We start from the raw sequence: 20,592 nt of genomic DNA, 5'->3' as shown, positions 1-20,592 counted from the left end.
GGGGGCTGCCGGGGAGGAGGGGCCCTCCCCGGCAGCCCGGTGGGAGGTGGATCAGGTGGACTTGACGGTGAAGTTGGCGCCGGACTTGGCGGCGACCGTCGCGGAGCCCGCGTAGTAGGCGTGCAGGGTGTGCGTGCCGCGGCTCAGCCTCGGCAGGGTGAGGGTCACCTTGCCGCCGCTCAGCGTGCCGGTGGCGATCACCTTGGTGCCCTCGTAGATCTTCACGGTGCCGCCCGGCGTGGTGCCGGTCGCGGTGACCTTGACGGTGACCTTGGCCTGCGAGGTGTGGCTCACCGAGGTGGGCGCCGTGGTGCTGATGGACGCGGTCGCCTTGGTGACCTTCAGGGTGGCCGTCGCCGAGGACGAGTACAGCTTGCCGTTGCCCGCGTAGGAGACGGTCAGCGTGTGCGTGGCGACCTTGAGGTGGTTCGACAGGGCGATGGTGGCCTTGCCGGAGGTGTTCAGGGTGCCGGTGCCGAGGACCGTGGTGCCCTCCTTCACGGTCACCGTGCCGCTGGGGACGATCCCGTGGCTGTCGGTGACGGTGACGGCGACCTTCGGGGCCTTGCCGTACGGGGTCGTGGCGACGGCGGCGCTCGTGGTGCTGGTGTACTTGACCGGGCCGGTCCAAGTGGCGTCCGTGCCCAGGCCGTTGACGTTCGCGGCGGTCACGGTGGCGGTGTACGTGCCGAGGGCCAGCCCCGTGAAGCTGTACGTCGTCGTGGTCGCCGGGACGTCCTTGGTGGCGACGACGGCGCCGTCCGCGTCCTTGAGCGTGACGCGGTAGTCGGTGACCGGGTTGGCGGGGGCCGGGTTCGGCGCGCTCCAGCTGAGCTTGACGCTCTTGTCGCCCGGGGTCGCCTTCAGGGTGGGTGCGCCCGGAGTGGCCAGGTTGGCGCCCGCGTTCTCCAGGCCGCCCTGCTTGGCGTGCTTGGCCAGGTTGACCGAGCCGTTGTACGACTCGTTCAGGAAGCCGAAGTCCGAGATGACGTGCTCGGCGCCGTCGGAGGCCAGGCCCGCGGTGTGGCTGCCGCTGGTGACGAAGACGTCGTAGAGGTCCTTGTCGAAGAAGATGCTGGTCGGGTCGACCGCGCGGGTGGGGACGACGTTGTAGACGTCGCGGCCGAAGGTGGCGTTCTCGTAGTAGCCGGAGACCGGGACCAGCTTGCCGTTCACCGTGGTCACCGGGCTGGTGGCACCGGTGTCGCCCGGCAGCTGGATACTGGCCAGGTGGGCGCCGGTGGCGACCGCGTCCTTGCTGTAGTCGGGGGCGACGCCGTTGATCTGCGCGATCCAGCTGCCCACGGAGAACGGGACGAGGGTGCCGTCCTGGGTGAGCGCGGCGTTCGCCTGGTTCTCCTGGACGGTCGGCAGGGACGTGTCGACGGTGTTGCTGTCCAGGCCGATCGCCGCGAGGAAGAACTTGCGGGTGCCCGAGTTGGCCTGCGGGAGGACCGGGTGCAGGGTCTGGCCGTTCAGCGTGCGCACGCCGCCGGCCTTGTAGATGTCGTGCAGCTGGTCGGCGGACAGGTTGTCCAGGCCGGAGCCGCGCACGGCGACACCGACCGCGTCCCGCGCGAACGGGATGTAGGTCAGCGCGGTGCCGGAGTTGGTCGGGCCGCTGGAGGAGCGGGCGAAGTCGACCTGGCCGGTGATGGCGACACCGTCGCCGTTGGGGAACTTGTCACCGTCGAGCGACGCGCTGAGCGCCTGCCGGCCCGCGCCGGAGCCGTTGGGCCGGGTGAAGGTCGGCCCGGCCGAGCGGGTCTGGATCGTGCCGGAGCCGATCGCGTCGTAGGAGGCGACGCCCGCTCCGGACGCCGACTTCACGGCGGTCGTGGCGTAGCTCTTGCCGTTGACGGTGTCGCCGGCCAGGGCGTTGAGCACGTCCTGGGTGGTGTCGGAGCCCACGCCGACGAGCTGGCGGAAGGTCCCGGCGGGCGTCGGGTCGGCGTATGCCGGGCTCGCGAGAGCCAGGCCGCCGGCCACCACCGCGGCGGCGACCAGCGCCGCCGTAGAGCGCGTTCTGCGCATCGAGAGTCTCCGTGACTGTGCGAAGGGGAGGATCTGGCAGGGTGGTACCGGCCGTCCGCCCCGACTGCCTTTCGGGGCGGGCGGCCGTCTGTGGGGGCGCCCTTCGGCGCCCGTTCTCAAGGCCGCAGCAGCCTGCGCAGCCGCTGGGGCAGGGCGAGCCGGGGTACGACGGTCACCGTGCGGCCGCCCGGGAGCGGCACCCGCAGGGGCAGCCGCAGCCGGTTTCCGCCGGCGAAGGGGGCGCCTGCGCCGGCCGCGGCGCCGAGGGCGGCACCGACGGGTACGGCATAGCGCAGGGGGTTGGCCGGGTCGGCGGGCGTTCGGCCTGCGGCCGTGGTCTGTACGGCCTTCCCGCCGCCGTACGACGCCTGCGCGCTGGGCGTGGCACTCGCGCCGCCCGCACCGGCGCCCGTACCGCCTGCCGCCGCACCGGCGGAGCCGCTGCTTGCGCCCGTGCCGACGGTGCCTGAGCCGCCGGTCCCGGCGGATCCCCCTTTGCCCGAGGAGGGCCCGGTGTAGTGCAGAAGGGCGGCGGCCGCGTGGGCCGTGCGGGTGCGCAGGGCCTTGGACAGCGGGGCATACCCGGCGGGCAGGCGGCCCGGGTCGGCGCCGCTGACCTGTCCGCTGCCGGCCGCGTACGTCAGCAGGGCCGCGTAGTCCTTGCGGGCGCCGGCCTCGAGCTTGGCCGGGCGGAGGGCCGCGTAGACCAGCTGGGCCAGCGGGAAGGCGCCCTTCGCCTTGACGTTCGACGGGCTGATCTCGGCGACGCCCTTGCCGGAGGCGCTCTTCGCGGCCGTGGTCAGGGAGGCGGTCGTCGGCGCCACGAACTCGCCCGCCGCGTTGCGCAGCCGGGCGGTCTGCAGGCCGTACCGGGCCGCGGAGGCCGCGTCCGTGATCGTGATCATGAACCGGGAGCCCACGGTCTGCGGGCCGGGTGTCTTGAACGCGGGCGGGCTCGACAGCGGGTCCCAGTTCGCCTTCCACAGGCTGTCGGCGCGCAGGGTGTGCAGCGCGCCGGCGTGCATGTCCGGCACATACGGATGGAAGTCGATCATGCACTGCTTCTCGGTGGCCCCGGTGCCCGGCGGGATCGTGCACCAGGGGTCGCTCTTCGGGTAGGTGTCGGTGTCGGCCGGGGTGAAGGCGAAACCGGTCGGGTTCAGGTCGGCGTTGGTGGAGAAGTACGGGTTGACCCGCATGCCCCAGTCGTCGGACACCCCCGCGAGGAAGTTGCGGGCGTCCTTGTCGGCGGCGATCCACTGCCACACGGCGCGGGCCGAGTCGCTGTGGCCGAGCGAGGTGAGCAGGTCGGTGTCGGTGGCCGGGGTCTCGGCGACCGACAGCTCGGCGAACTGGGGGTTGAGCGCGATGAATTCGGGGTCGCTCGCCAGACCCGCCGGGTTGTTCTTCGCCCAGCCGTAGCCCTTGGCGGCGGTGGAGCCCACGACCGCTCCCCAGGGGGAGTTGCGGTAGGACTCGGTGAGCAGTTTGGCGACCAGCCGGGGGTTGAGGTCGATGGAGGTGACCTTGCTTCCGGCGAGTCGCTGCGTCGCCGTGGAGGCTCCGGCCTTGGGCCGGCGTTCGATGGTGAAGCCGATGACGGTGCCCGAGAGCGCGGTGGGCGCGTACACGGTGCTGTCGCCGGGCGCGGTCGTGCCCGCGTCGGCGCCCAAGGCCCGGGTGGTGAAGGCCAGTCCGGAGGAGCCGTCGTTGCCCAGACGTGCGCGGGTGTCGGGTTCGCCCAGCTCGGTGTAGCCGTAGACCTTCCCGGTCGGGCACAGGGCCGTCTGCCAGCTGGTCATCGCGTCGGCGGCCAGCTCGCTGCCCGTGGTGGGGCGTTCCTTCGCGCCGAGGGCGCAGTTGGTGCCGACCGAGTTGAAGTCCAAGGGGATGGCGACGCGGTTCTTCCAGTTGGTGGAGGAGACCGGGGAGCCCGCGTTGACCTGGCTGTGGTCGGCGTACGGCTTGCCGTCCAGGTCGAGGTGGCCCTGCGGGACGATCACCAGCCAGCAGGAGCGGGGCCTGGTGACGCCGTTGGTCCTCACCGGCTCGCCGCAGCCGAGGTGGGGGGCCTCGTTGGCGGTCTGTACCTCGAAGTTCTCGGTGCCTCTGCCGTCGGCACCGGTGCGGGCGAAGTCGACCTCGTTGGTGGTGTTGCGGCTGAAGTAGGGGTTGTTCTGGGTGTTGCTGGTGATGGTGGCGCCGCTGACCGGCTTGAAGGGGACCTCGCCCGGAGCGTTGGGGTTGGTCGCCCCGTACCGCTCGTCCTGGCCGTAGTTGGTGGGTTCGGCGCTGTAGAAGACCTGGCGGGTGTCGTCGTAGTCGTTGCCCGGCCAGCTGCCCCGGCCGGTGGTCGGGGAGGCGCCGTACTGGCACTGGGTGCGCGGCGGGCCGGGGTTGGACGGGACCGTGCCGTCGTCGTCGCCCCAGCACTGCATGATCTGCACGAAGTCGGTGTTGAACAGCGTGCCCGCGAACGTGGTCGGGGTGCCACCCGTCCAGGAGACCGTGATGGCCTGGCTGGTGAGATGGGTGGTCTGGCCGACGGTGAACTTCATGTCCTTGAACTCGCCGCGGCCCGAGACGGTGACGGCGGACCCGGTGTCCGCGGCCGTCGCGGGCGGCGCGGACTGGGCGACCGCGAACCCGGCGAGCGCGCCGACGGCGGTTCCGGCGACGACACGGAGGAGCAGACGTCGTAGGCGGTTCATCGCGGGCCTCCGCCCGAGGCGCGCCGGATCATCCGGGAGACCACCGAGGGCAGCAGGACAAGGCCGAGGACCAGGAAGGCGGCGAGCACCATCAGCGTCTGTGTGCTCGTCCAGCCGCTGCGCCCGGCGACCGCGACGGGCTGGGCCAGGGCGACGGTGCCGCCCGCGGTCGCGGAGCCGCCACCGCTGCCCTCGGCAGTGAGGATCTGGCCCGTGTCGGGGTCGACCGACGGCTGCGTGCCGGCGCCGGATCCGCCGCCCGCTGCGGTACCACCCGTGCCGGAGCCGCCGCTCGCCGAACCACCGCCCGAACCGCCGCCCGAACTCCCACTGGCACCGTGGGACTTGGCGCCCCCGCTGCCCGTCGTGCAGGGCGCGGCGCCCTGCTTGTCGCAGGCCGCCGGGTAGGGCGCCGTCTCGGCGAGCTTGTTGCGGCCGTCGGCGGTGAAGGTCGGGTTGTTGCAGCCCTTGATGTTGATGTTCTGCGTCTGCACACCGGGGATCCGGCGGATCTGGTCGAAGCCGGCCTGCACGAGGTTGATGGGCAGCGGCGAGTAGCCGAGATCGGGTGCCTGCTGCTGGCCCTGGCACATGAAGTAGTAGGAGAAGGCGCCGAGCGTCTTGCCCTTGGCCTTGGTGAAGGTGCCCTGCACCTTCAACGGCAGGATCATGTACGAGTAGCTGGACAGCGGGTAGTTGCGCCGGTCGCTGTCGTTGTAGACGCCGTCGAGCTGCTGGGTGAGGTAGTCGGGCGAGCTCTTGTCGGTGTTGATCCTCGCCTTGAGCAGCGAGACGGCCACGTTCCGCGGGGTCGGCTCGGTGTAGTAGCCGGCGTGGTTGAGGACCTTGGCGACCGGATAGTGCGCGTTGAGGGCGTAGGAGTAGTTGACGTAACCGATCGCGCCCTCGCCGTAGTTCTGCGCGACGTAGCCGGCCACGCCCAGGTCGCCGGACTGGGCGATCATGCCGGAGACGGTCGGGTAGTACGAGGTCTGCCCGCACGCTCCCGAACGGCCGACGCGCCCGCAGTACGCCTGCCACAGGGCCTTGTGCTGGTTGGCCATCCACATCGTGAACTGGGCGGTGGAACCCGAGCCGTCCGAGCGGACGACGGGCACGATCTGGCGATGGGGCAGTTGGAGGCCGGGGTTGTCGGCCTTGACTGCCGGGTCGTCCCAGGTCTTGACGACCCCCGTGAAGATCTTCGTGACGACGTCTCCGGACAGGCGCAGGTTGGTGACCCGCTTGCCGTTGACCGTCAGGTGGTACATGAAGACGGTGCCGCCCGCCACGATGGGCATGTAGGCGTACGAGCCCGTGCCGGGCCGCTCGGCCGCGCTGCCGTCGGTGGGGTGGGTCTGGAACGGGATGTCCGAGACCGCGAAGTCGACGGTGCCGCTGAGGAACTGGCGGCGGCCGTCGGAGGAGCCCGTACCGGCGTACGAGATGCGCATGCCGTACTGGTTGACGGCTCGGCGCCACTCGTCGACGGCGTTCTCCGCCCAGGTCGAGCCGGCTCCCGCGATGGGGGTGTAGCTGTCGGCGGCGGCGGGGGTGACGGGGAGGCCGGTGAGGGTGCCCAGGAGCACGGCCAGGATGCCCAGCCGACGCAGGGCGTTGATGACGGGGCTGGACATCAGTGGGTGTCTCCGGGGTCGTCGGTCTGCTCGGTGGCGAACAGCTGCGGGGCCGGCGCGTGCAGTTCGGCGAACCGCTCCACGTCCCGGCGTGAGGCGCGAGCCGTGCGGCGGGCCTGGCGCCTGCTCTGGTGGCCCGGTCCGCGGCCGCCGATCACCCGGGCGATCACGAACAGGACCAGGACCAGGGCCATCAGCACGGCCGCCGCGCCGAAGCCGCGGGCGATCATCGTGGGCTGGGGGGACTTGACGAAGTTGAAGACGGCCAGGGGGAGCGAGACCATCGGGCCGCTCGTCGGGTCGGCGTTGAGCGCGGCGGTGAACCCGGCGGTGAGCAGCACCGGTGAGGTCTCGCCGATACCGCGTGCGGTGCCGAGGATGACGGCGGTCGCGAGGCCGGATCGGGCGGTCGGCAGGACGACGTGCCACACCGTGCGCCAGCGCGGGGCGCCCAGCGCCTCGGCGGCCTCCGTCAGCGTGCCGGGTACCAGGCGCAGCACCACGTCCGCCGCCCGGATCACGATCGGCAGCATCATCACGCTGATCGCGAACCCGGCCGCGAGCCCCGACTTCTGCATTCCGAGCCCGAGGATCCAGATCGCGTACACCATCAGACCCGCGACGATCGACGGCAGCGCGGTCATCGCCTCGACGATCGTCCGGACGAACCGCGAGAAGCGGCCCGGTATCTGGGTGAGGTAGACCGCGCAGGCCAGCCCCAGCGGCACCGTGATCGCCAGCGCGATCGTGATCATGATGAGGGTGCCGAGCATCGCGTGGGCGATGCCGCCGTTGGTGAGCGGGTCCAGCGGGCCCGCCGCCTGCATGTCCTGGGTGAAGAAGTTGCCGTGCGGCAGCGCCTCCCGCCCACGCCAGGCCGTGAAGCCGACGACCAGGGCGAGACCCGAGAACAGCACCACGGCCGCCGTCCACAGCACGACCGTCATCACCCGGTCCCGTACCGCCTGGGCATCCTCCTCGAGGCCGGTGAGTACGGCGTAGACGACGAGGAAGGCGACGTAGGCGGTGACGACGAAGCCCAACGCGCCCGAGAACGGGGCGAGTCGGCCGAAGAGCAGAAGGGTGATGCAGAGGCCGGAGGCGGCGGCCCCGCACAGGGAGAGAACGCCGGAGCGGGTGGCGCCGCCGATGCGGCGAGGGCGGTCGGTGAGATCCGGGGGAGCCGCCTCGGCGGCGGGTGCGGCCTGTTCCACGACGGTGTCGACGGTCATCTCATGCCTCACTCAGTGCGCCGGACCGGGAGCGGGCCGCGATGGAGGAGGCGGTGAAGTTGACCGCCAGGGTGAGCAGGAACAGTGCCAGGCCCGCCGCCATGAGCGCCGACATGCCGAAGGCGGAGGCGTCGCCGTAGTGCAGGGCGATGAGCGAGGACACCGAGTTCGAGCCGGTCTGCAGGATGTGCGGCTGAATCACGAAGACCGGCGAGATGATCAGGTACACGGCGATGGTCTCGCCCAGCGCCCGCCCGAGCCCGAGCATCGTGCCACCGATCATGCCGCCCTTGGCGTACGGCAGGACGACCGCGCGGATCATGCCCCAACGGGTGGCGCCCAGTGCGTACGCCCCCTCGCGCTCGCCCGCCGGCGCCTGCGCGAACACCTCGCGCATCACCGAGCACTGGATCGGCGCGACCATCAGCGCGACGACGATCCCGGCGACGAAGGCCGACGCGGTGTAGACGCTCTCGGAGGCGAGCGGTTCACCCGGCTGAGTGCCGTCCACCGTGAACAGCGGTATCCAGCCAAACCAGTCCGACAGCCACCGTGACAGGCCGATGACGTGCTGCTGGAGGAAGAACAGCCCCCACAGCCCGTACACCACCGAGGGCACCGCCGCCATCAGGTCGACCATCGTGACCAGCGTGCGGCGCAGGCTGCGCGGTGCCACGTCGGAGATGAACAGCGCGGTTCCGACCGCCAGCGGCACCGAGATCGTGACGGCGACGGCGGCGATCAGCAGGGTGCCGGTCAGCACGGCCGCGATACCGAAGTGGTGCACGTCCGGCTGCCATTGGGCGGTGGTGAGGAAGGAGGGGCCGGTGGCGCGCAGCGCCTGGACGGCCCGCAGGAGAAGGAAGAGTCCGACGGCCGCCATGATGCCGAGGACGACGACCCCGGTGGCCGTCAACTGGAAGCGGAAGACCCGGTCTCCGAACCCACGGGCCGTGTACGGCCGACGCGGTACGGGTCTGTCGGACTCCGGTTCACCGGACTCCGATCCGTTGGACCCCGTTCTGCCGGAGTCCTCCTGAGCGGACAGCACGTGCGCCTCCACAGGGAAACGAATGGCCCCACACGGCTCCGAGCGGGCGCCGCGCGGTGAGAGTCAATGGCCGAATCCTGTCGCTGCGAGGCGTGAAATCTGGATGATCGGTGAACGACTCATGTCACTTCGGTGGGGCTGCTGTGGAAGTCGCCGTACGGAAACGCGGCATTCGTTGCAAAGGGGTTGCGGCTGTCGGCCGGCCGGACGGGTTCGAGGATCCCGGGTACTTGGCCGGCGCGCGGCCCTGGCCTTCTGCGACCTCTCCGGTCAGCGGCGGTCCCGGCAAGTACGCCGTGGAGGTCAGGAAGGTGGAGGGCACGTCCGTCGAGAGCGGGAGGCCGAGACCGAGGGGAAGTCGGCAGTGGCCGGCCTCAGGGGCCGGCCATCTGGGACCGGGACGGCGGGCCGGTGGGCGGGTCAGTCGCGCGAGTTGCCGAACAGGATCCGGTAGGCGATGAGCAGGACCAGGGAGCCGCCGATGGCCGCGCCCCAGGTGTAGAGGTCGAAGAAGTTCTTCTCCACCGGGCGGTCGAGGAAGCGTGCGGAGAGCCAGCCGCCGACGAAGGCGCCGGCGACGCCGATGAGGGTGGTGCCGATCAGACCGCCCGGGTCGCGGCCGGGCAGCAGGATCTTCGCGATCGCTCCGGCGAGCAGGCCGAGGATGATCCAGCTGATGATGCCCACGGTGTTGTCCTCCAGTCGGGTGGGGCCGGGCGCAGTCCGCCGGGTGCCCCATGCTGCGTGTTGCTTGGTTGCGCAATCCTAGGAACGGTCGCGTCGCGTTGACGAGGGCCTGCTGGTCACTGCGGATGAGCCGTTGAGGTTCTGTCACCTGATCAAGACATTTGCGCAAGCCGGCAAGTGGAAGAGTTAGGGTCGAGTTGACCAAGAGGACCGCGGAGAGCGGAACCGGCAACTGCGGAGGACGTGCATGAGTGTGTCCCTGACCAAGGGCGGCAACGTGTCGCTGAGCAAGCAGGCCCCGGGCCTGACTGCGGTCACGGTCGGGCTGGGCTGGCAGACGAACACCGGCTGCGACCTGGACGCCGGCGCCCTGCTGTGCGACCCGTCCGGGAAGGTGCTCTCCGACCAGCACTTCGTCTTCTTCAACAACCTGACCAGTCCCGACGGTTCGGTCCGTCACTCCGGTGGCGGCAGTGCGGTCGGCGGGGACGACCAGCAGATCCAGGTCGACCTCGCCCTGGTCCCGGACCGCGTCACGAAGATCGTGTTCCTCCTCTCCCTCTATGAGGCCGCCTCCCGCGGCCAGAGCTTCGGACAGGTGCACCGCGCCCACATCCGCGTCCTCGACCGGGAAGCGGGCACCGAACTGGCCCGCTACGACCTCGCCTCCGGCGGCATGTCGGGCGAAACCGCCCTGGTCGTGGGCGAGTTGTACCGACATGGGGCGGAGTGGAAGTTCCGAGCGGTGGGCCAGGGCTACGCCTCCGGGCTGGCCGGCATCGCCACCGACTACGGCGTGAACGTCCTGCGCGACACGCCCCCGAACTCGGCTCCCAGCAACTCGGCGCCGGCGAGCACTCCTGCGTACGTGCCGCCCGCGGCTCCCACCCCGACCGTCGTCTCCCCGCCGCCACCGGCGTTCGCCCCCACCCCGCAACCCACCGGGAGTTCCCCCATGACGTGCTTCTTCGACCCCGACCACGGCCCCGGCACGACGACCGTGACCTGGTCCCCGCAGTGGGGCGTGCCCCGGCCGATCCAGACGTGCGGCGGCTGTGCGCAGCGCGTGCAGAGCACACCGCCGCCGTTCTACACGCCACCCCAGCAGGGCTACCCGCAGCCCGCGCCGCAGGGCTGTCCCCAGCAGGGCCATGGGCAGCCGTACGCGGACCACCACCAACAGCAGGGCGGCGGTCGCCGCTTCGGCGCCGGAGCGCTCATCGGCGCCGGTGCGGCCGGTCTGGTCGGTGGCGCGCTGCTGAGCGAGGCGTTCGACGACGACGAGCCGGACGTGATCGTCAACAACTACTACGAGGAATGACCGGCGGACTGCGGCCTGCCCGGCCTTCGATGGGGACGGCCGGGTACCCGGTACCACCTGCGCACCGAGGCCGTACGCCTACACTGGGTGCGCACGTGTGCGGGCACTGTGACGAGGCTGGGGCGGGAGACGACTGTGGCGCAGAACGTCGGTGGCTATGAGGACCCGTCCGCCGAGCTCCTGGCGGAGGCGGCCGAGGCCTTCGGACTGCTTGCCTCGTCGGCCCGGCTGCACATCATGTGGGCGCTCTCCCTGGGCGAGAGCGACGTCACCCATCTGGCCGACCGGGTCGGCGGCGCGCTGCCCGCAGTCAGCCAGCACCTGGCGAAGCTGAAGCTCGCAGGCCTCGTCCGCGCCCGACGCGACGGCCGTCGGCAGGTCTACTACGTCGACGACCCGGATGTCGTGACCGTGGTCCGCGTGATGGTCGGGCAGCTGACCGCCCGGACGCGCAAGGCCGACGCACCGGTACGCCGACTGAACGCGGCAGGTGTCTGATACCGCCGCGGCCGTTACGGCGGGGCCGGGCCGGACCATGCCGCGGCGCGGACACAGCGGCACCTCACCCAGGTCTTGATGCGCCTGTTGCAGAAGGGTGCTGGCCAACGGGGCGTGGTGCAAGAGAGGCCATCCGCGGCTGCCGCCGCCGAGCCCGACTCCGACGCGGGAAGGCAAGCGGGCTGTCCCGCCCCGCCGCGCGCGAGCGTTGAGACCGGCCCGGCTACTGGCGTGTGCCGCAGCCCGGGCAGAAGGCGGCACCGTTCGGCACGACGCCGGAGCAGGAGGCGCACTGGTTGGACTGGGCCAGGTGGTAGCCGCAGCCGGAGCAGTAGGCGGCTCCATGGGTCTCGGTACGGCACTGAGGACAGACCAACTGCCGGGGTGCGGACGGGTCGTAGGACTGCCCCGCCTGCTGCCCCGCGGCGTAGGACCGCTGCGAGGCCATGTCGTTCAGGCCGCGCTGCTGGGCCGCCATGGCCTCGGCCGCGGTGTCGGGGGCGCAGTGCAGGCACAGTCCCTGTGCGGCGTTCCAGCAGCGTCCGCAGACGTAGTTGGTGCAGCGCGCGCAGCGGTTGAAGTGCCCCTGCGCATTGTTGATCGCCCGCTGGAAGGCGTGGTCGCGGGCCTGTCCCCAGCCGGCCCCCGCAAGCCCGTCGGCCGCCGACGTCACGCCCCTGCCCGTGTTGCCGAGCAGGCTCCAGGCGACGTCGGCGCCTTTCTGGAGCCAACTGGCGGCCCGCTCGCCGACGTACGCCTCGAAGGGCGACCGCCAGGTGTCGTAGCAGCGCGAGCAGGAGAACTCGAACTGGAAACCCGCCCCGGTACCGTTGCGTTCACACAGGTCACGGTAGTTGTTGCTGAAGTAGATCTCGCTGCTCATGTGGTCCCCCCACAGGTCGAGCCGTCGGCACACTGCCGTACGACGCAGGCGGAAGAGTACTGGTTCTCGATGGCCGAAAAGTCACGTCGTCGGCCCTGCGCCCGGCGTGAGCCCCTCCCTCAGGGGCTGGCTATGTCGAAGCCGTACCGTAGCGGTTCGCTCGTGACGCCGTAGTCGCGGCGGTAGAGGTACACCCCTTCCGCGCGCAGGCCCTCCGGTCCGGCTTCCACCTGGCACGGATACGTCACCTGGATCACCCGCGGCCGGTCGGAGACCTTCATCCGCAGTCCGTCCGCGGGTCCTCCGGTGAGCACCGCGGTCTCCCATCCCGTCATGCCGATCGTTTCCACGGCCGTCAGTTTAAGGCTTGCGCAAGTCGACATGCGTTGCTGTGCTGCTCCCTGACGTCGCATCCTCCCGCGGCATCTCGTCGGCCGCTTCGCGCCCCGCTTCGGCGACCTGCACCAGCTCCGCCCTCGGGTCAAGGGCGCCACGGACCCCGACGTCTTCGGATACAGGTCCTGGAACTCGGAGTCCTTGAACTCGGAGTCCTCGGACTCCGGCTGCAGTTCGGAGCGGGTCCGACCCGTCGGCGCCTGCCCGGAGTCGGTCCTCGGCCTGCTCGGCCGACGCCGCAACCCCCTGAGAGCGCCGGGCCCGTCCCCCGGCGCCTTGCCGCCCTGCTCGCCGAGTCCATCGCCTACTCGCCCCCGCTGAACCATCCGCAGCACCAAGATCCGAGGCAGGGGCTCCGACCGCCTGATTCGGGTCGGAGCCCCTGCACCGCGCGCGGCTACTGCCGGGCGCGGCGGGCTCGGGCCAAGGCCAGGCCACCCGCGATCAGAGCCAGTACGGCGACGACGAAGCCGCCGACGGCCAGGGCACGGGCGGTGGAGTCACCGGCCGTCGAGGCGGCGCCCGGTGAGTTGAAGTCGGAGGTGGTCGCTGCCGTCAGTTTCAGCGTCGGAGCGGGGTTCTCCGGCTCGGGCCTACCGGGCTGCTGTTCTTCGATCCAGCGGACGATCTTGCCGTCCGAATGGCTCTGCAGGGCCTTGAACACCAGTTGGCCGGTACCACTCGGTAGTTGCCCGAAGGCGACGGTGAAGTCCTGGGTGTTCGCGGCGGGGTCGGTCAACAGCAAGGCGGCATGCGCCGAGGCGTTTGCGGGTGGTCGCCGGCGATCACCGGGGCCGCCGACGACCGGAGTAGCGGCAGCCGGGGATCAGGGCATGGCGATGCCGTCGAGCTTGCCGGCCTTGGCATCGGAGACCAGGTCGGAGAACTGGTCAGCGCTCATCTGCACACGCTGGCCGAAGTCGTCGGTCAGGATGATTCGCTGTTCGGCGGGGGCGCTCGGGTCGACGAACAGCTGGGGACAACCGCAGTCGCAGTTGCCGCAGAAGGTCGCCACGGGCTCCAGTCCGTTGGTCTCGGGCATGCTGCTCCACCTCCGTGCATGGGGGGCGCGGCGCATCGGTGTCCGAAACCGTCGGCCGCAGGGACTGCCCGAGGGATACCCGGCGCGACTCGGCCGAACGCACGCCCCCACCCCGGGCTGATGCGCGGTCGATGGCCGGTGCGCGCTAGTGCTCCTCCCGCGCTTCCGGTGCCTCGATATCGCCGGGACGGTCGGGAACTGAACGGCACGGAGCTCCGACTTGTATGGGGGGGCGGGTTTTCCAGACAGTTCGCGGGTGGCGGTGGTGCGCAGGCGGGGGCCCGGAGCCATCGCCCGAAGGACAGCCGACATCGGCTCCGGCCCGTGTCGAAGGACGCGGGCCGGAGCCGATCACCCATGGTTGCGAGGGTGGGTGGTCAGTCCGCGGATCGGACGGTCGGCATGGCGAGTACGACTGGTCCGGCGCCGGCGCCGCTCTTGCAGGAGTCGTGGCAGTCCTTCTCCAGGCTGCAGCACAGGGAGCAGACGGCCCCGGAGTGGAAGGAGCAGTTGGCCACGTCGGGCCGCTCGAAGTCGGTGGTGCACACGGTGCAGGTGAGCGTGACCGCCGACGGCAGGCCGTCGGCGCCGAGCAGCGGCTCCTCCAGGTCGTCGACCCGGGCGATGTAGTACTTGCCCTTGGTCAGCACCGCGAAGAGCGGCGAGAGCACCATGGCCAGGAACAGGGCGATGAACGGGGAGTATGCCTTGCCGTAGTCGCCGAAGGCGTTGAAGTACGCGGCGATGGAGACGGCCGAGGCGATGAGCATCGAACCGAAGCCGACAGGGTTGAAGTTGTGGAGATGGGCGCGCTTGAACTCGATGTAGGAGGGGCTGAGCTTCAGCGGCTTGTTGATGACGAGGTCGGCGACGACAGCGCCGATCCAGGCGATGGCGACGTTGGAGTAGAAGCCGAGCACCGTGTTGAGGAAGCCGAACACGCCGCCCTCCATCAGGGCCAGGGCGATCCCGACGTTGAGGAAGATGTAGACGACGCGGCCGGGGTGACGGTGGGTCAGCCGGGAGAAGAAGTTCGACCAGGACAGCGAACCCGAGTACGCGTTCGTCGAGTTGATCTTTATCTGGGAGAGGATCACGAAGAACGTGGCCAGGCCCAGGGCCACGGGCGCGGCGAAGGTCTTGAAGCCGTGCACGTACTGCTGGATGGGCTCGTTGGCCTTGGACAGGCCCACACTGCCGGCGATGTAGAAGGCGAGGAAGGCCCCGCCGATCTGCTTGGCCGCGCCGAGCACCACCCAGCCCGGGCCCGCCGAGAGCACCGCGCCCCACCACTTCTTGCTGTTCTCGGGCGTCTTGTCGGGCATGAACCGCAGGTAGTCGACCTGCTCGCCGATCTGCGCGATCAGGGACAGGGCCACGCCGGCGCCCGCGCCGATACCGAGCATGCTGATGCCGGAGCCGGTGGGGGAGTTGCCGGCGAAGTGCGTGAACTGCGAGAACTTGTCCGGCTCCTGGATGGCGATGGACACGAACGGCGCGACCATCAGCACCAGCCAGACCGGCTGCGTCCACACCTGCATCTTGGACAGCGCCGTCATGCCGTAGATGACAAGCGGCAGGATGATGAGGGAGCAGATCAAGTAGCCGACGGCGAGCGGGATGTGCAGCCCCAGCTCCAGCGCCTGCGCCATGATCGAGCCTTCGAGGGCGAAGAAGATGAAGGTGAAGCTGGCGTAGATGACCGAGGTGAGCGTGGACCCTAGGTAGCCGAAGCCCGCGCCCCGGGTCAACAGGTCCATGTCGATGGAGTACTTCGCCGAGTAGTACGAGATCGGGATGCCGGTCAGGAAGATGACCACTGCCGCGGCGAGGATGGCCACCATGGCGCTGGAGAAGCCGTTGGAGATGGCGATGGAGCCGCCGATGGCGAAGTCGGCGAGGTATGCGATGCCGCCCAGGGCCGTGGTCGCCACCACGTAGGGGGTCCAGCGGCGGAAGGACTTCGGCGCGTAGCGCAGCGAGTAGTCCTCCAACGTGTCGTTCTGCGCCCAGTTGTTGTACGTCCGTCCGCCCGCACTCGCCGGCGGCGCTTCCTTGTCGACGATCTCCGTCACGTCTCTTCCCTCTTCCGGACGCAGGGCCACGACCCGGATGACTCCGGGTGTTTTCAGGGAAGAGTCAGGTCCTTCTGTTTCTCGGGCGTTTCCCGTTCTTTAAAAGGGAGTTCTTTGACGAGCCCTTTATGTGACGCGCGTAGAAAATAGGGTATCCGGAATTGAACAAGGCTGGTCAGAGTGTCTGGACATGCTCTCTGAGCTGGTCACTTTGTTGCTGCCCGCGGCTGAAGGTGAGGGTGTCGTGCGGATTCCTGGCGCAATTCTCTGGCGGGCGGCCGGGCGGGTGACGCTGTTTACGGAGGTTGGGGTGAATTTCGCGATTGCGTACGGTCCGACGGGGGTTCGTCGGTGCCCGTCTCGCGCCTCCGGGTGGGAAGACGGGAGGGCGGGTGCCCGGCGCGGTCTGTGTCACGGATGGCGACTTGCTACGCTTGATACTTCCCGTAGAAAGTATTTCTGCGGCAGGGTATTGTCAACGGCCACGCGGGACAGCGGCCTGAGAGGTGCGCTGACCAGCCCCAACTGGAGGGCGAGGAGTCAGAGTTGGGCGACGATGTGGAAGTCGAAGGCGTCCGCCCGTGCCAGATACAACCGCTGGGCGAGATGGTTGCCGTCCAGCCGCAGCACGCCCCGCGGGCCCTCGTAGGACACCGTGTCCGCGACGGCACACATCGCCCGGACATCCAGCGATCGCGTCCGCTCGGCCAGCGCCGCCAGCAGCCGTACCCCTTCGAAGCACGACTCGCCGAGGCTCCCCACGACGGGTGCCTGCACCCCGAACCGGGCCGCGTAACGGGCGCTGAAGTCCAGGCTCTCCGCGGTCGCGAGCGTCTCGAAGAACCCGGCCGCCGCCCAGAGCCCCTCGGTGGCCTCGGCGCCGGTGGCCAGCAGGATGTTCTCGTCCATGTGGGTGCTCAGGCGCAGGCACCGCTGGTGAAGACCGTATGCGGCGAACGCCCGGTTGAAGCGGGCCGCGTCGTCCCCGATCAGCAGCATCAGCACCGCGTCGGCCTCGCTCCGCTCGATCCGGCGCAGCACCGGCCCGAACTCGTGCGTCCCCAGCGGGACGAAGACCTCGTCCCGCACCCGGCCGCCACAGGCGCGGGCATACCGTCGCGCGGTACGAGCGGTCACCCGCGGCCACACATAGTCGTTGCCCACCGTGCACCAACGCCTCGCCCCGGTCGCCTCGGCCAACAGCCGCATCGCAGGGAGCAGTTGGGCGGCATCGGTCTCGCCGGTCAGGAAGACTCCGGGGGTGCGCTCGCCGCCCTCGTACTGGGCGGTGTAGACGTACGGCACCCGGCCCGCGATCCGCGGCAGCAGTGCCTGGCGGACCGCCGAGGTGTGCCAGCCCAGCACTCCGTCGACGGCGCCCAGCGACACCAGGGCCTCGACCTCGGCAGCCACCTGCTCGGGCGATGTCCCGCCGTCCACCGTGACGAGCTGGACCTCCCGGTCCAGCACGCCGCCCACGGCGTTGAGCTCTTCCGCGGCCAGTTGCGCGGCCAGTTCGCAGGACGGGCCGAAGACCCCGGCCGGCCCTTGCAACGGCACGACCAGAGCCACGACCAGCGTCGTGCTCGAGTCGCCGTTCCCTCTGGGCGGCACCGGATGCACAGACCACCTCCGTGAGGGCATTGGGCGCGCGGATCCCGGTCCGGGCCCCGGCGCCCTCGCAGAGGCTCGTAATCTGCCCTGACAGTAGACCTAGTGGAAGGACACCGGCAATGCCGTCCGAATCCTCCTCGCCGGACCTTGCCCACCTGCTCAGCCACGCCGAGCGACGCCTCGTGCAGCGCTTGGCGGGGGTGCTGGCGCAGGAGGGCTGCTCGGTGGAGGAGTGGCGTGTCCTGGCGGCCGTCGCTGATGGTCAGGGCCATCCGATGACCGAGATCGCCGAGCACGTCCTCATGCCGGCGCCCAGTCTCACCAAGCTGGTCGACCGCATGGTCGCCGGCAACCTGGTCTACCGTCGCCCCGACCCCCACGACCGCCGCCGCGTCCTGCTCCACCTGACGGCCCGCGGCCGCATCCTCCACGACCGCGCCGCCCGTCGCGTCCACTCCGACCAGACCCAGCTCCTCGACGCCGTGGGCGACCAGGGAGAACTCGCCCGCCTGCTGTCCGTCCTCACGGCGACGGTGGACGGGCTGCCCGCGGTGGTGCCAGGTCGCCCGCAGGGCTGAGCGTTCTCCCTCCGCCGGCGCAGAAACTCGCGTGCTCAGAGGGGGAGTGCAGCCGGCGTACGGGCGGGATGACGGGGTTCCGCCCTGGCGGTGTGCGCGTTGTCGCTGCAGGCCTTCCCCAGCCGTCTCAACAGCCCGCCGATCGTGGGTACTTCACCGCGCAGCCTCCGCACGTGCAGCCGGCTGTCCTCGTCGACGCCGACCGTCTCCGTCACCTTGCCGCCGCGGACCTTGACCCGGAAGGTTCCTGCGCTCGGTTCACCTCGGTGGATCCTCGCCCGTGAGCCCATCGACGGATTCACGGATGAGGTCGGCGTGACCGGCGTGGCGAGCGTACTCCTCAATGAGGTCAAGAAGAATGCGACGGAGGTTGGGGCGTTCGCCGCTTCGGGTGGTGTAGGCACCGAGCTGCTCCAGCCCGCCCGTGCTGAGACAGCACACCTAGTCCGACCTTGCATGGAAGGTGCTCCGCGACGGTTCCCAGACCGAGCAGTCGTGAGCGAAGAGAACGCGTCGTGGGTCGAAGTCGGCGAGTCGCTCCATCCAGTGCCGGTAGGCGGGAAGCGGCTGCTCCACGCCGTCACGTGCCGCTTGCCGGGCCAAGTGGTCTGATGCGTAATGCGAAGCGAAGTCGTGCGCCTGGCCGGCGAGGACCACCGTGCCGTCTTCTTGCCGGAGCACCAGCGACTGATGCCCCTGGGTGTGCCCTGGTGTCGGAATGATCCAGACACCCGGCCGGACCTCGGCCTCACCGGAGAGTTCCTCATACGACGCGGCAGGGAAGTCGATCAGTTCGTCGAAGGTGTGGTCGCCGTTGCGGGCAGTGGCCAGCTCGACGTCCTGGACCAGGATGGGCTTGCCGCCCAGGAGAGGGTTGCCGCCGCAGTGGTCGAAGTGGAGGTGGCAGTTCGCGACGAGCGAGACGTCGTCAAGAGCGACTCCGGACGCGGACAGGGCATCCCGTAGGTCCCGCCGCCGGGGCCGGTAATGGGCTTCGGTCCCTGGATCCGCCTTGCCGATGCCGGTGTCGAAGAGGATCAGGCCGTGCTCGTGTTGCACCAGGTAGGCGAGGATGAAGTACCCCAGGTCAAGCCGACGCACCGCCATGTTCTTCGCCATGCCGCCAGTTTCGCGGGTTCGGATGCTCCGGTCGGGCGGTCTGCCGAGAGCAGAACCACGCCCCATGCCGTCGGCTGCACTGAAGGCGGCGGTCGGCGACGGAAGCCCGCGCCATGGGATCGGGTCTCGCGCGGCGGCGGTCCTGGACCGAGCGGGTGCGGGAGGACCACTCTGCTGCGGGCTGTCGTTGGTCTCCAGGCTCGGGCGAGGGGACACCCGGAGGTACTGGGGCCGGCCGCCGGGTCGTCCGCGCCGCGCTGCCGCATCCGGTACGTCACCCAAGCGCCCGCCGCCCATCTGGACCTGACGGTGCGGCCGGACCTTCGCTGCTTCGCCGCGGCCCGCACACTGCCCTGGGCGCGGTTCGAAACACCCTGCACGGACGCCGCGGTCTGCACTCCTCGTCCTGGTCCGATGCAGGCGGCGCCGAACTCAACCCGGGCTGGCGGGTGCAGGCCGGTGCCCGCCGCCGGTGGGCTCGAACCCTGCCAGCATCTGCTCCAGTGCCGCCTGGTCCGGCCCGACGAAACCCGGTTGCCCGGCTGCCGATCCGAGCGTGTCGATCATCGACGGGGTGATCCCCGGAGCGGGTGGCAGATGCGTGGAGAGGACGAGCTCCGGCTCCCTGTCCCGCAGCGTCTGGAAGGTGCCGAGGAACTTCTCCACGTCTACGTTGTGCACCCACGGGCTGTCGACCGTGGCCCACAGCAGTTGCGCGGCCCGCAATTCCTCCACGCCGATCGCACCGACGTCATCGGCGTGTGCCGCTTCGGTGCTGGGCATCGGCCCGCCGAAGCAGTCGGAGCTGAAGCAGACGCCCGAGCGGTCGTCGAAGAGACCGACCGTGGCCGGGTTGTCGAACAGCGGTGGCCTGAACGCGGTGAGCGTACGGTCGCCGACGTTCAGTGTCTGCCCTGGGTTGATCAAATACAGGCGGTCGAGTGGCAGCGGCCGCTCACAGGACATCAACCCGGCGGACAGGAACGTGGTCACGACACGCGCCTTGGGTGCCGCGGCCAGCAGATCGAAAATCCCGCCGGTGTGATCACGATCGGGGTGCGTCAGCCAGAGCCATCGCACATCGGCGGGATCCAGCACGGAACCGAGCACCTCCAGGAAGTTCCTGTCGGGGAGCCCGAGTCCGGTGTCGATGACGACGGGCTGCGAGGCCAGCAGTACGAAGGCGTTGACCGGTAGGTGCCCGATCCCCGGTACCTCGATGCTGTCATTGAGAACGCTGATGTTCGGGCGGACCTTGTGAACCGGCATGTCGCATCTCCATGCCCCCAGGATGGTGATCGCGCCGCGGCCTATGCGTCCATCATCTGCCCCTCCCTCCGGCCCCGCATCCCGGCCAGGTCGTCCTCGCCGAGCGTCACCAGGCAGGGATCGAGGCGGGCCGGCCCGGTGCCGCCTGCCGCTGATCACGAAGGCGTCCGCCCGTGTGGGCACCACGCTGGAGGCCGAGCAGACCGCGCAGGAACACTGCCCCTGCTGCCGGTCCCCGGCCTCGAGGATCTGACCGCGGTGGACGTCCTGGACGCGGTCCTGACGTTCAGGCCCGCTCGCTGCCAGGACCAGAACCAGGACGGTCCGGAACTGTTCCGGGCGCTCGCCGCGGTCGGGCGGCGCCGCGCAACCAGAGACGGGCGCCGGGACACCCCAAAGAGTTGGGGTTCCGGAGCCGACTCGGTGCGCCGAGGATTTTCGGTAT

The 20,592-nt window shown here is 70.2% G+C and carries 18 protein-coding genes and 1 pseudogene; 3 read left to right on the top strand and 16 right to left on the bottom strand.

What is annotated here, in order from left to right:
• Positions 1-51: 51 nt before the first annotated feature.
• From ACFY1E_RS41085 to ACFY1E_RS41060, 6 genes are all read right to left on the bottom strand, one after another.
• Positions 52-2,034: an Ig-like domain repeat protein gene (locus ACFY1E_RS41085; protein WP_389085878.1), complete on the bottom strand. Its 1,983-nt coding sequence runs from the start codon at positions 2,032-2,034 to the stop codon at positions 52-54.
• Between the two features lie 116 nt (positions 2,035-2,150).
• On the bottom strand, positions 2,151-4,745 hold the full coding sequence (locus ACFY1E_RS41080) for a hypothetical protein (protein ID WP_389085876.1): 2,595 nt from the start codon (positions 4,743-4,745) through the stop codon (positions 2,151-2,153).
• Positions 4,742-6,382 (bottom strand): phosphate ABC transporter substrate-binding protein PstS, encoded by a 1,641-nt coding sequence (locus tag ACFY1E_RS41075; RefSeq protein WP_389085873.1) that lies wholly within the window; start codon positions 6,380-6,382, stop codon positions 4,742-4,744. The genes ACFY1E_RS41080 and ACFY1E_RS41075 overlap by 4 nt, the downstream gene beginning before the upstream one ends.
• The gene (pstA, locus tag ACFY1E_RS41070) at positions 6,382-7,614 is read right to left on the bottom strand and encodes a phosphate ABC transporter permease PstA (protein ID WP_389085871.1); all 1,233 of its coding nucleotides are present in this window, start codon (positions 7,612-7,614) and stop codon (positions 6,382-6,384) included. The genes ACFY1E_RS41075 and pstA overlap by 1 nt, the downstream gene beginning before the upstream one ends.
• A gap of 1 nt (position 7,615) precedes the next feature.
• Positions 7,616-8,665 carry a phosphate ABC transporter permease subunit PstC gene (gene pstC / locus ACFY1E_RS41065; protein ID WP_389085868.1) on the bottom strand — a complete coding sequence of 350 codons (1,050 nt, stop codon included), beginning with the start codon at positions 8,663-8,665 and terminating at the stop codon, positions 7,616-7,618.
• Positions 8,666-9,085: 420 nt separating this feature from the next.
• Positions 9,086-9,352: a GlsB/YeaQ/YmgE family stress response membrane protein gene (locus tag ACFY1E_RS41060; protein ID WP_115910834.1), complete on the bottom strand. Its 267-nt coding sequence runs from the start codon at positions 9,350-9,352 to the stop codon at positions 9,086-9,088.
• Positions 9,353-9,599: 247 nt separating this feature from the next.
• Here ACFY1E_RS41060 and ACFY1E_RS41055 point away from each other — a divergent pair, with 247 nt between their 5' ends.
• On the top strand, positions 9,600-10,673 hold the full coding sequence (locus ACFY1E_RS41055) for a TerD family protein (RefSeq protein WP_389085866.1): 1,074 nt from the start codon (positions 9,600-9,602) through the stop codon (positions 10,671-10,673).
• A 135-nt stretch (positions 10,674-10,808) separates the two neighbouring features.
• On the top strand, positions 10,809-11,171 hold the full coding sequence (locus ACFY1E_RS41050) for an ArsR/SmtB family transcription factor (RefSeq protein WP_389085864.1): 363 nt from the start codon (positions 10,809-10,811) through the stop codon (positions 11,169-11,171).
• 223 nt (positions 11,172-11,394) lie between these two features.
• On the opposite strand, the gene ACFY1E_RS41045 is transcribed toward ACFY1E_RS41050, so the two are convergent.
• The 6 genes from ACFY1E_RS41045 to ACFY1E_RS41020 form a co-directional block, all read right to left on the bottom strand.
• Positions 11,395-12,054: a zinc ribbon domain-containing protein gene (locus ACFY1E_RS41045; protein ID WP_389085861.1), complete on the bottom strand. Its 660-nt coding sequence runs from the start codon at positions 12,052-12,054 to the stop codon at positions 11,395-11,397.
• Between the two features lie 119 nt (positions 12,055-12,173).
• Positions 12,174-12,389 carry a hypothetical protein gene (locus ACFY1E_RS41040; RefSeq protein ID WP_115913793.1) on the bottom strand — a complete coding sequence of 72 codons (216 nt, stop codon included), beginning with the start codon at positions 12,387-12,389 and terminating at the stop codon, positions 12,174-12,176.
• A gap of 458 nt (positions 12,390-12,847) precedes the next feature.
• Positions 12,848-13,195 carry a DUF1775 domain-containing protein gene (locus tag ACFY1E_RS41035; RefSeq protein ID WP_389085859.1) on the bottom strand — a complete coding sequence of 116 codons (348 nt, stop codon included), beginning with the start codon at positions 13,193-13,195 and terminating at the stop codon, positions 12,848-12,850.
• Between the two features lie 81 nt (positions 13,196-13,276).
• On the bottom strand, positions 13,277-13,492 hold the full coding sequence (locus ACFY1E_RS41030; RefSeq protein WP_389085857.1) for a hypothetical protein: 216 nt from the start codon (positions 13,490-13,492) through the stop codon (positions 13,277-13,279).
• Between the two features lie 377 nt (positions 13,493-13,869).
• On the bottom strand, positions 13,870-15,567 hold the full coding sequence (locus tag ACFY1E_RS41025; RefSeq protein ID WP_389085854.1) for a purine-cytosine permease family protein: 1,698 nt from the start codon (positions 15,565-15,567) through the stop codon (positions 13,870-13,872).
• Between the two features lie 540 nt (positions 15,568-16,107).
• Positions 16,108-17,211 (bottom strand): substrate-binding domain-containing protein, encoded by a 1,104-nt coding sequence (locus tag ACFY1E_RS41020; RefSeq protein WP_389085853.1) that lies wholly within the window; start codon positions 17,209-17,211, stop codon positions 16,108-16,110.
• A gap of 89 nt (positions 17,212-17,300) precedes the next feature.
• On the opposite strand from ACFY1E_RS41020, the gene ACFY1E_RS41015 reads away from it, so the two are divergent.
• Entirely contained in the window at positions 17,301-17,759 is a 459-nt protein-coding gene (locus tag ACFY1E_RS41015; RefSeq protein ID WP_389085850.1) for a MarR family winged helix-turn-helix transcriptional regulator, read from the top strand.
• Positions 17,760-17,794: 35 nt separating this feature from the next.
• Here ACFY1E_RS41015 and ACFY1E_RS41010 read toward each other — a convergent pair whose 3' ends face one another.
• The 4 genes and pseudogenes from ACFY1E_RS41010 to ACFY1E_RS40995 form a co-directional block, all read right to left on the bottom strand.
• The gene (locus ACFY1E_RS41010) at positions 17,795-17,974 is read right to left on the bottom strand and encodes a hypothetical protein (protein WP_389085848.1); all 180 of its coding nucleotides are present in this window, start codon (positions 17,972-17,974) and stop codon (positions 17,795-17,797) included.
• 43 nt (positions 17,975-18,017) lie between these two features.
• Positions 18,018-18,191: pseudogene (locus tag ACFY1E_RS41005) on the bottom strand (DUF664 domain-containing protein); the annotation flags it as partial.
• A 9-nt stretch (positions 18,192-18,200) separates the two neighbouring features.
• Entirely contained in the window at positions 18,201-18,878 is a 678-nt protein-coding gene (locus tag ACFY1E_RS41000) for an N-acyl homoserine lactonase family protein (protein WP_389085845.1), read from the bottom strand.
• A gap of 432 nt (positions 18,879-19,310) precedes the next feature.
• The gene (locus tag ACFY1E_RS40995) at positions 19,311-20,147 is read right to left on the bottom strand and encodes an MBL fold metallo-hydrolase (RefSeq protein ID WP_389085843.1); all 837 of its coding nucleotides are present in this window, start codon (positions 20,145-20,147) and stop codon (positions 19,311-19,313) included.
• Positions 20,148-20,592: the final 445 nt, after the last annotated feature.

It is taken from the genome of Streptomyces sp. NPDC001604 (assembly GCF_042893475.1).
Classification (GTDB): Bacteria; Actinomycetota; Actinomycetes; order Streptomycetales; family Streptomycetaceae; genus Streptomyces.
This window is presented reverse-complemented; position numbering and strand designations above follow the sequence as displayed.

Excerpts from the sequence above, each read along its gene's own strand:
- ACFY1E_RS41085 (WP_389085878.1), bottom strand. The coding sequence starts at position 2,034 with ATGCGCAGAACGCGCTCTACGGCGGCGCTGGTCGCCGCCGCGGTGGTG.
- ACFY1E_RS41080 (WP_389085876.1), bottom strand. The coding sequence starts at position 4,745 with ATGAACCGCCTACGACGTCTGCTCCTCCGTGTCGTCGCCGGAACCGCC.
- ACFY1E_RS41075 (WP_389085873.1), bottom strand. The coding sequence starts at position 6,382 with ATGTCCAGCCCCGTCATCAACGCCCTGCGTCGGCTGGGCATCCTGGCC.
- pstA (WP_389085871.1), bottom strand. The coding sequence starts at position 7,614 with ATGACCGTCGACACCGTCGTGGAACAGGCCGCACCCGCCGCCGAGGCG.
- ACFY1E_RS41055 (WP_389085866.1), top strand. The coding sequence starts at position 9,600 with ATGAGTGTGTCCCTGACCAAGGGCGGCAACGTGTCGCTGAGCAAGCAG.
- ACFY1E_RS41045 (WP_389085861.1), bottom strand. The coding sequence starts at position 12,054 with ATGAGCAGCGAGATCTACTTCAGCAACAACTACCGTGACCTGTGTGAA.
- ACFY1E_RS41040 (WP_115913793.1), bottom strand. The coding sequence starts at position 12,389 with ATGACGGGATGGGAGACCGCGGTGCTCACCGGAGGACCCGCGGACGGA.
- ACFY1E_RS41030 (WP_389085857.1), bottom strand. The coding sequence starts at position 13,492 with ATGCCCGAGACCAACGGACTGGAGCCCGTGGCGACCTTCTGCGGCAAC.
- ACFY1E_RS41020 (WP_389085853.1), bottom strand. The coding sequence starts at position 17,211 with ATGCCCTCACGGAGGTGGTCTGTGCATCCGGTGCCGCCCAGAGGGAAC.
- ACFY1E_RS41015 (WP_389085850.1), top strand. The coding sequence starts at position 17,301 with ATGCCGTCCGAATCCTCCTCGCCGGACCTTGCCCACCTGCTCAGCCAC.
- ACFY1E_RS41000 (WP_389085845.1), bottom strand. The coding sequence starts at position 18,878 with ATGGCGAAGAACATGGCGGTGCGTCGGCTTGACCTGGGGTACTTCATC.
- ACFY1E_RS40995 (WP_389085843.1), bottom strand. The coding sequence starts at position 20,147 with ATGCCGGTTCACAAGGTCCGCCCGAACATCAGCGTTCTCAATGACAGC.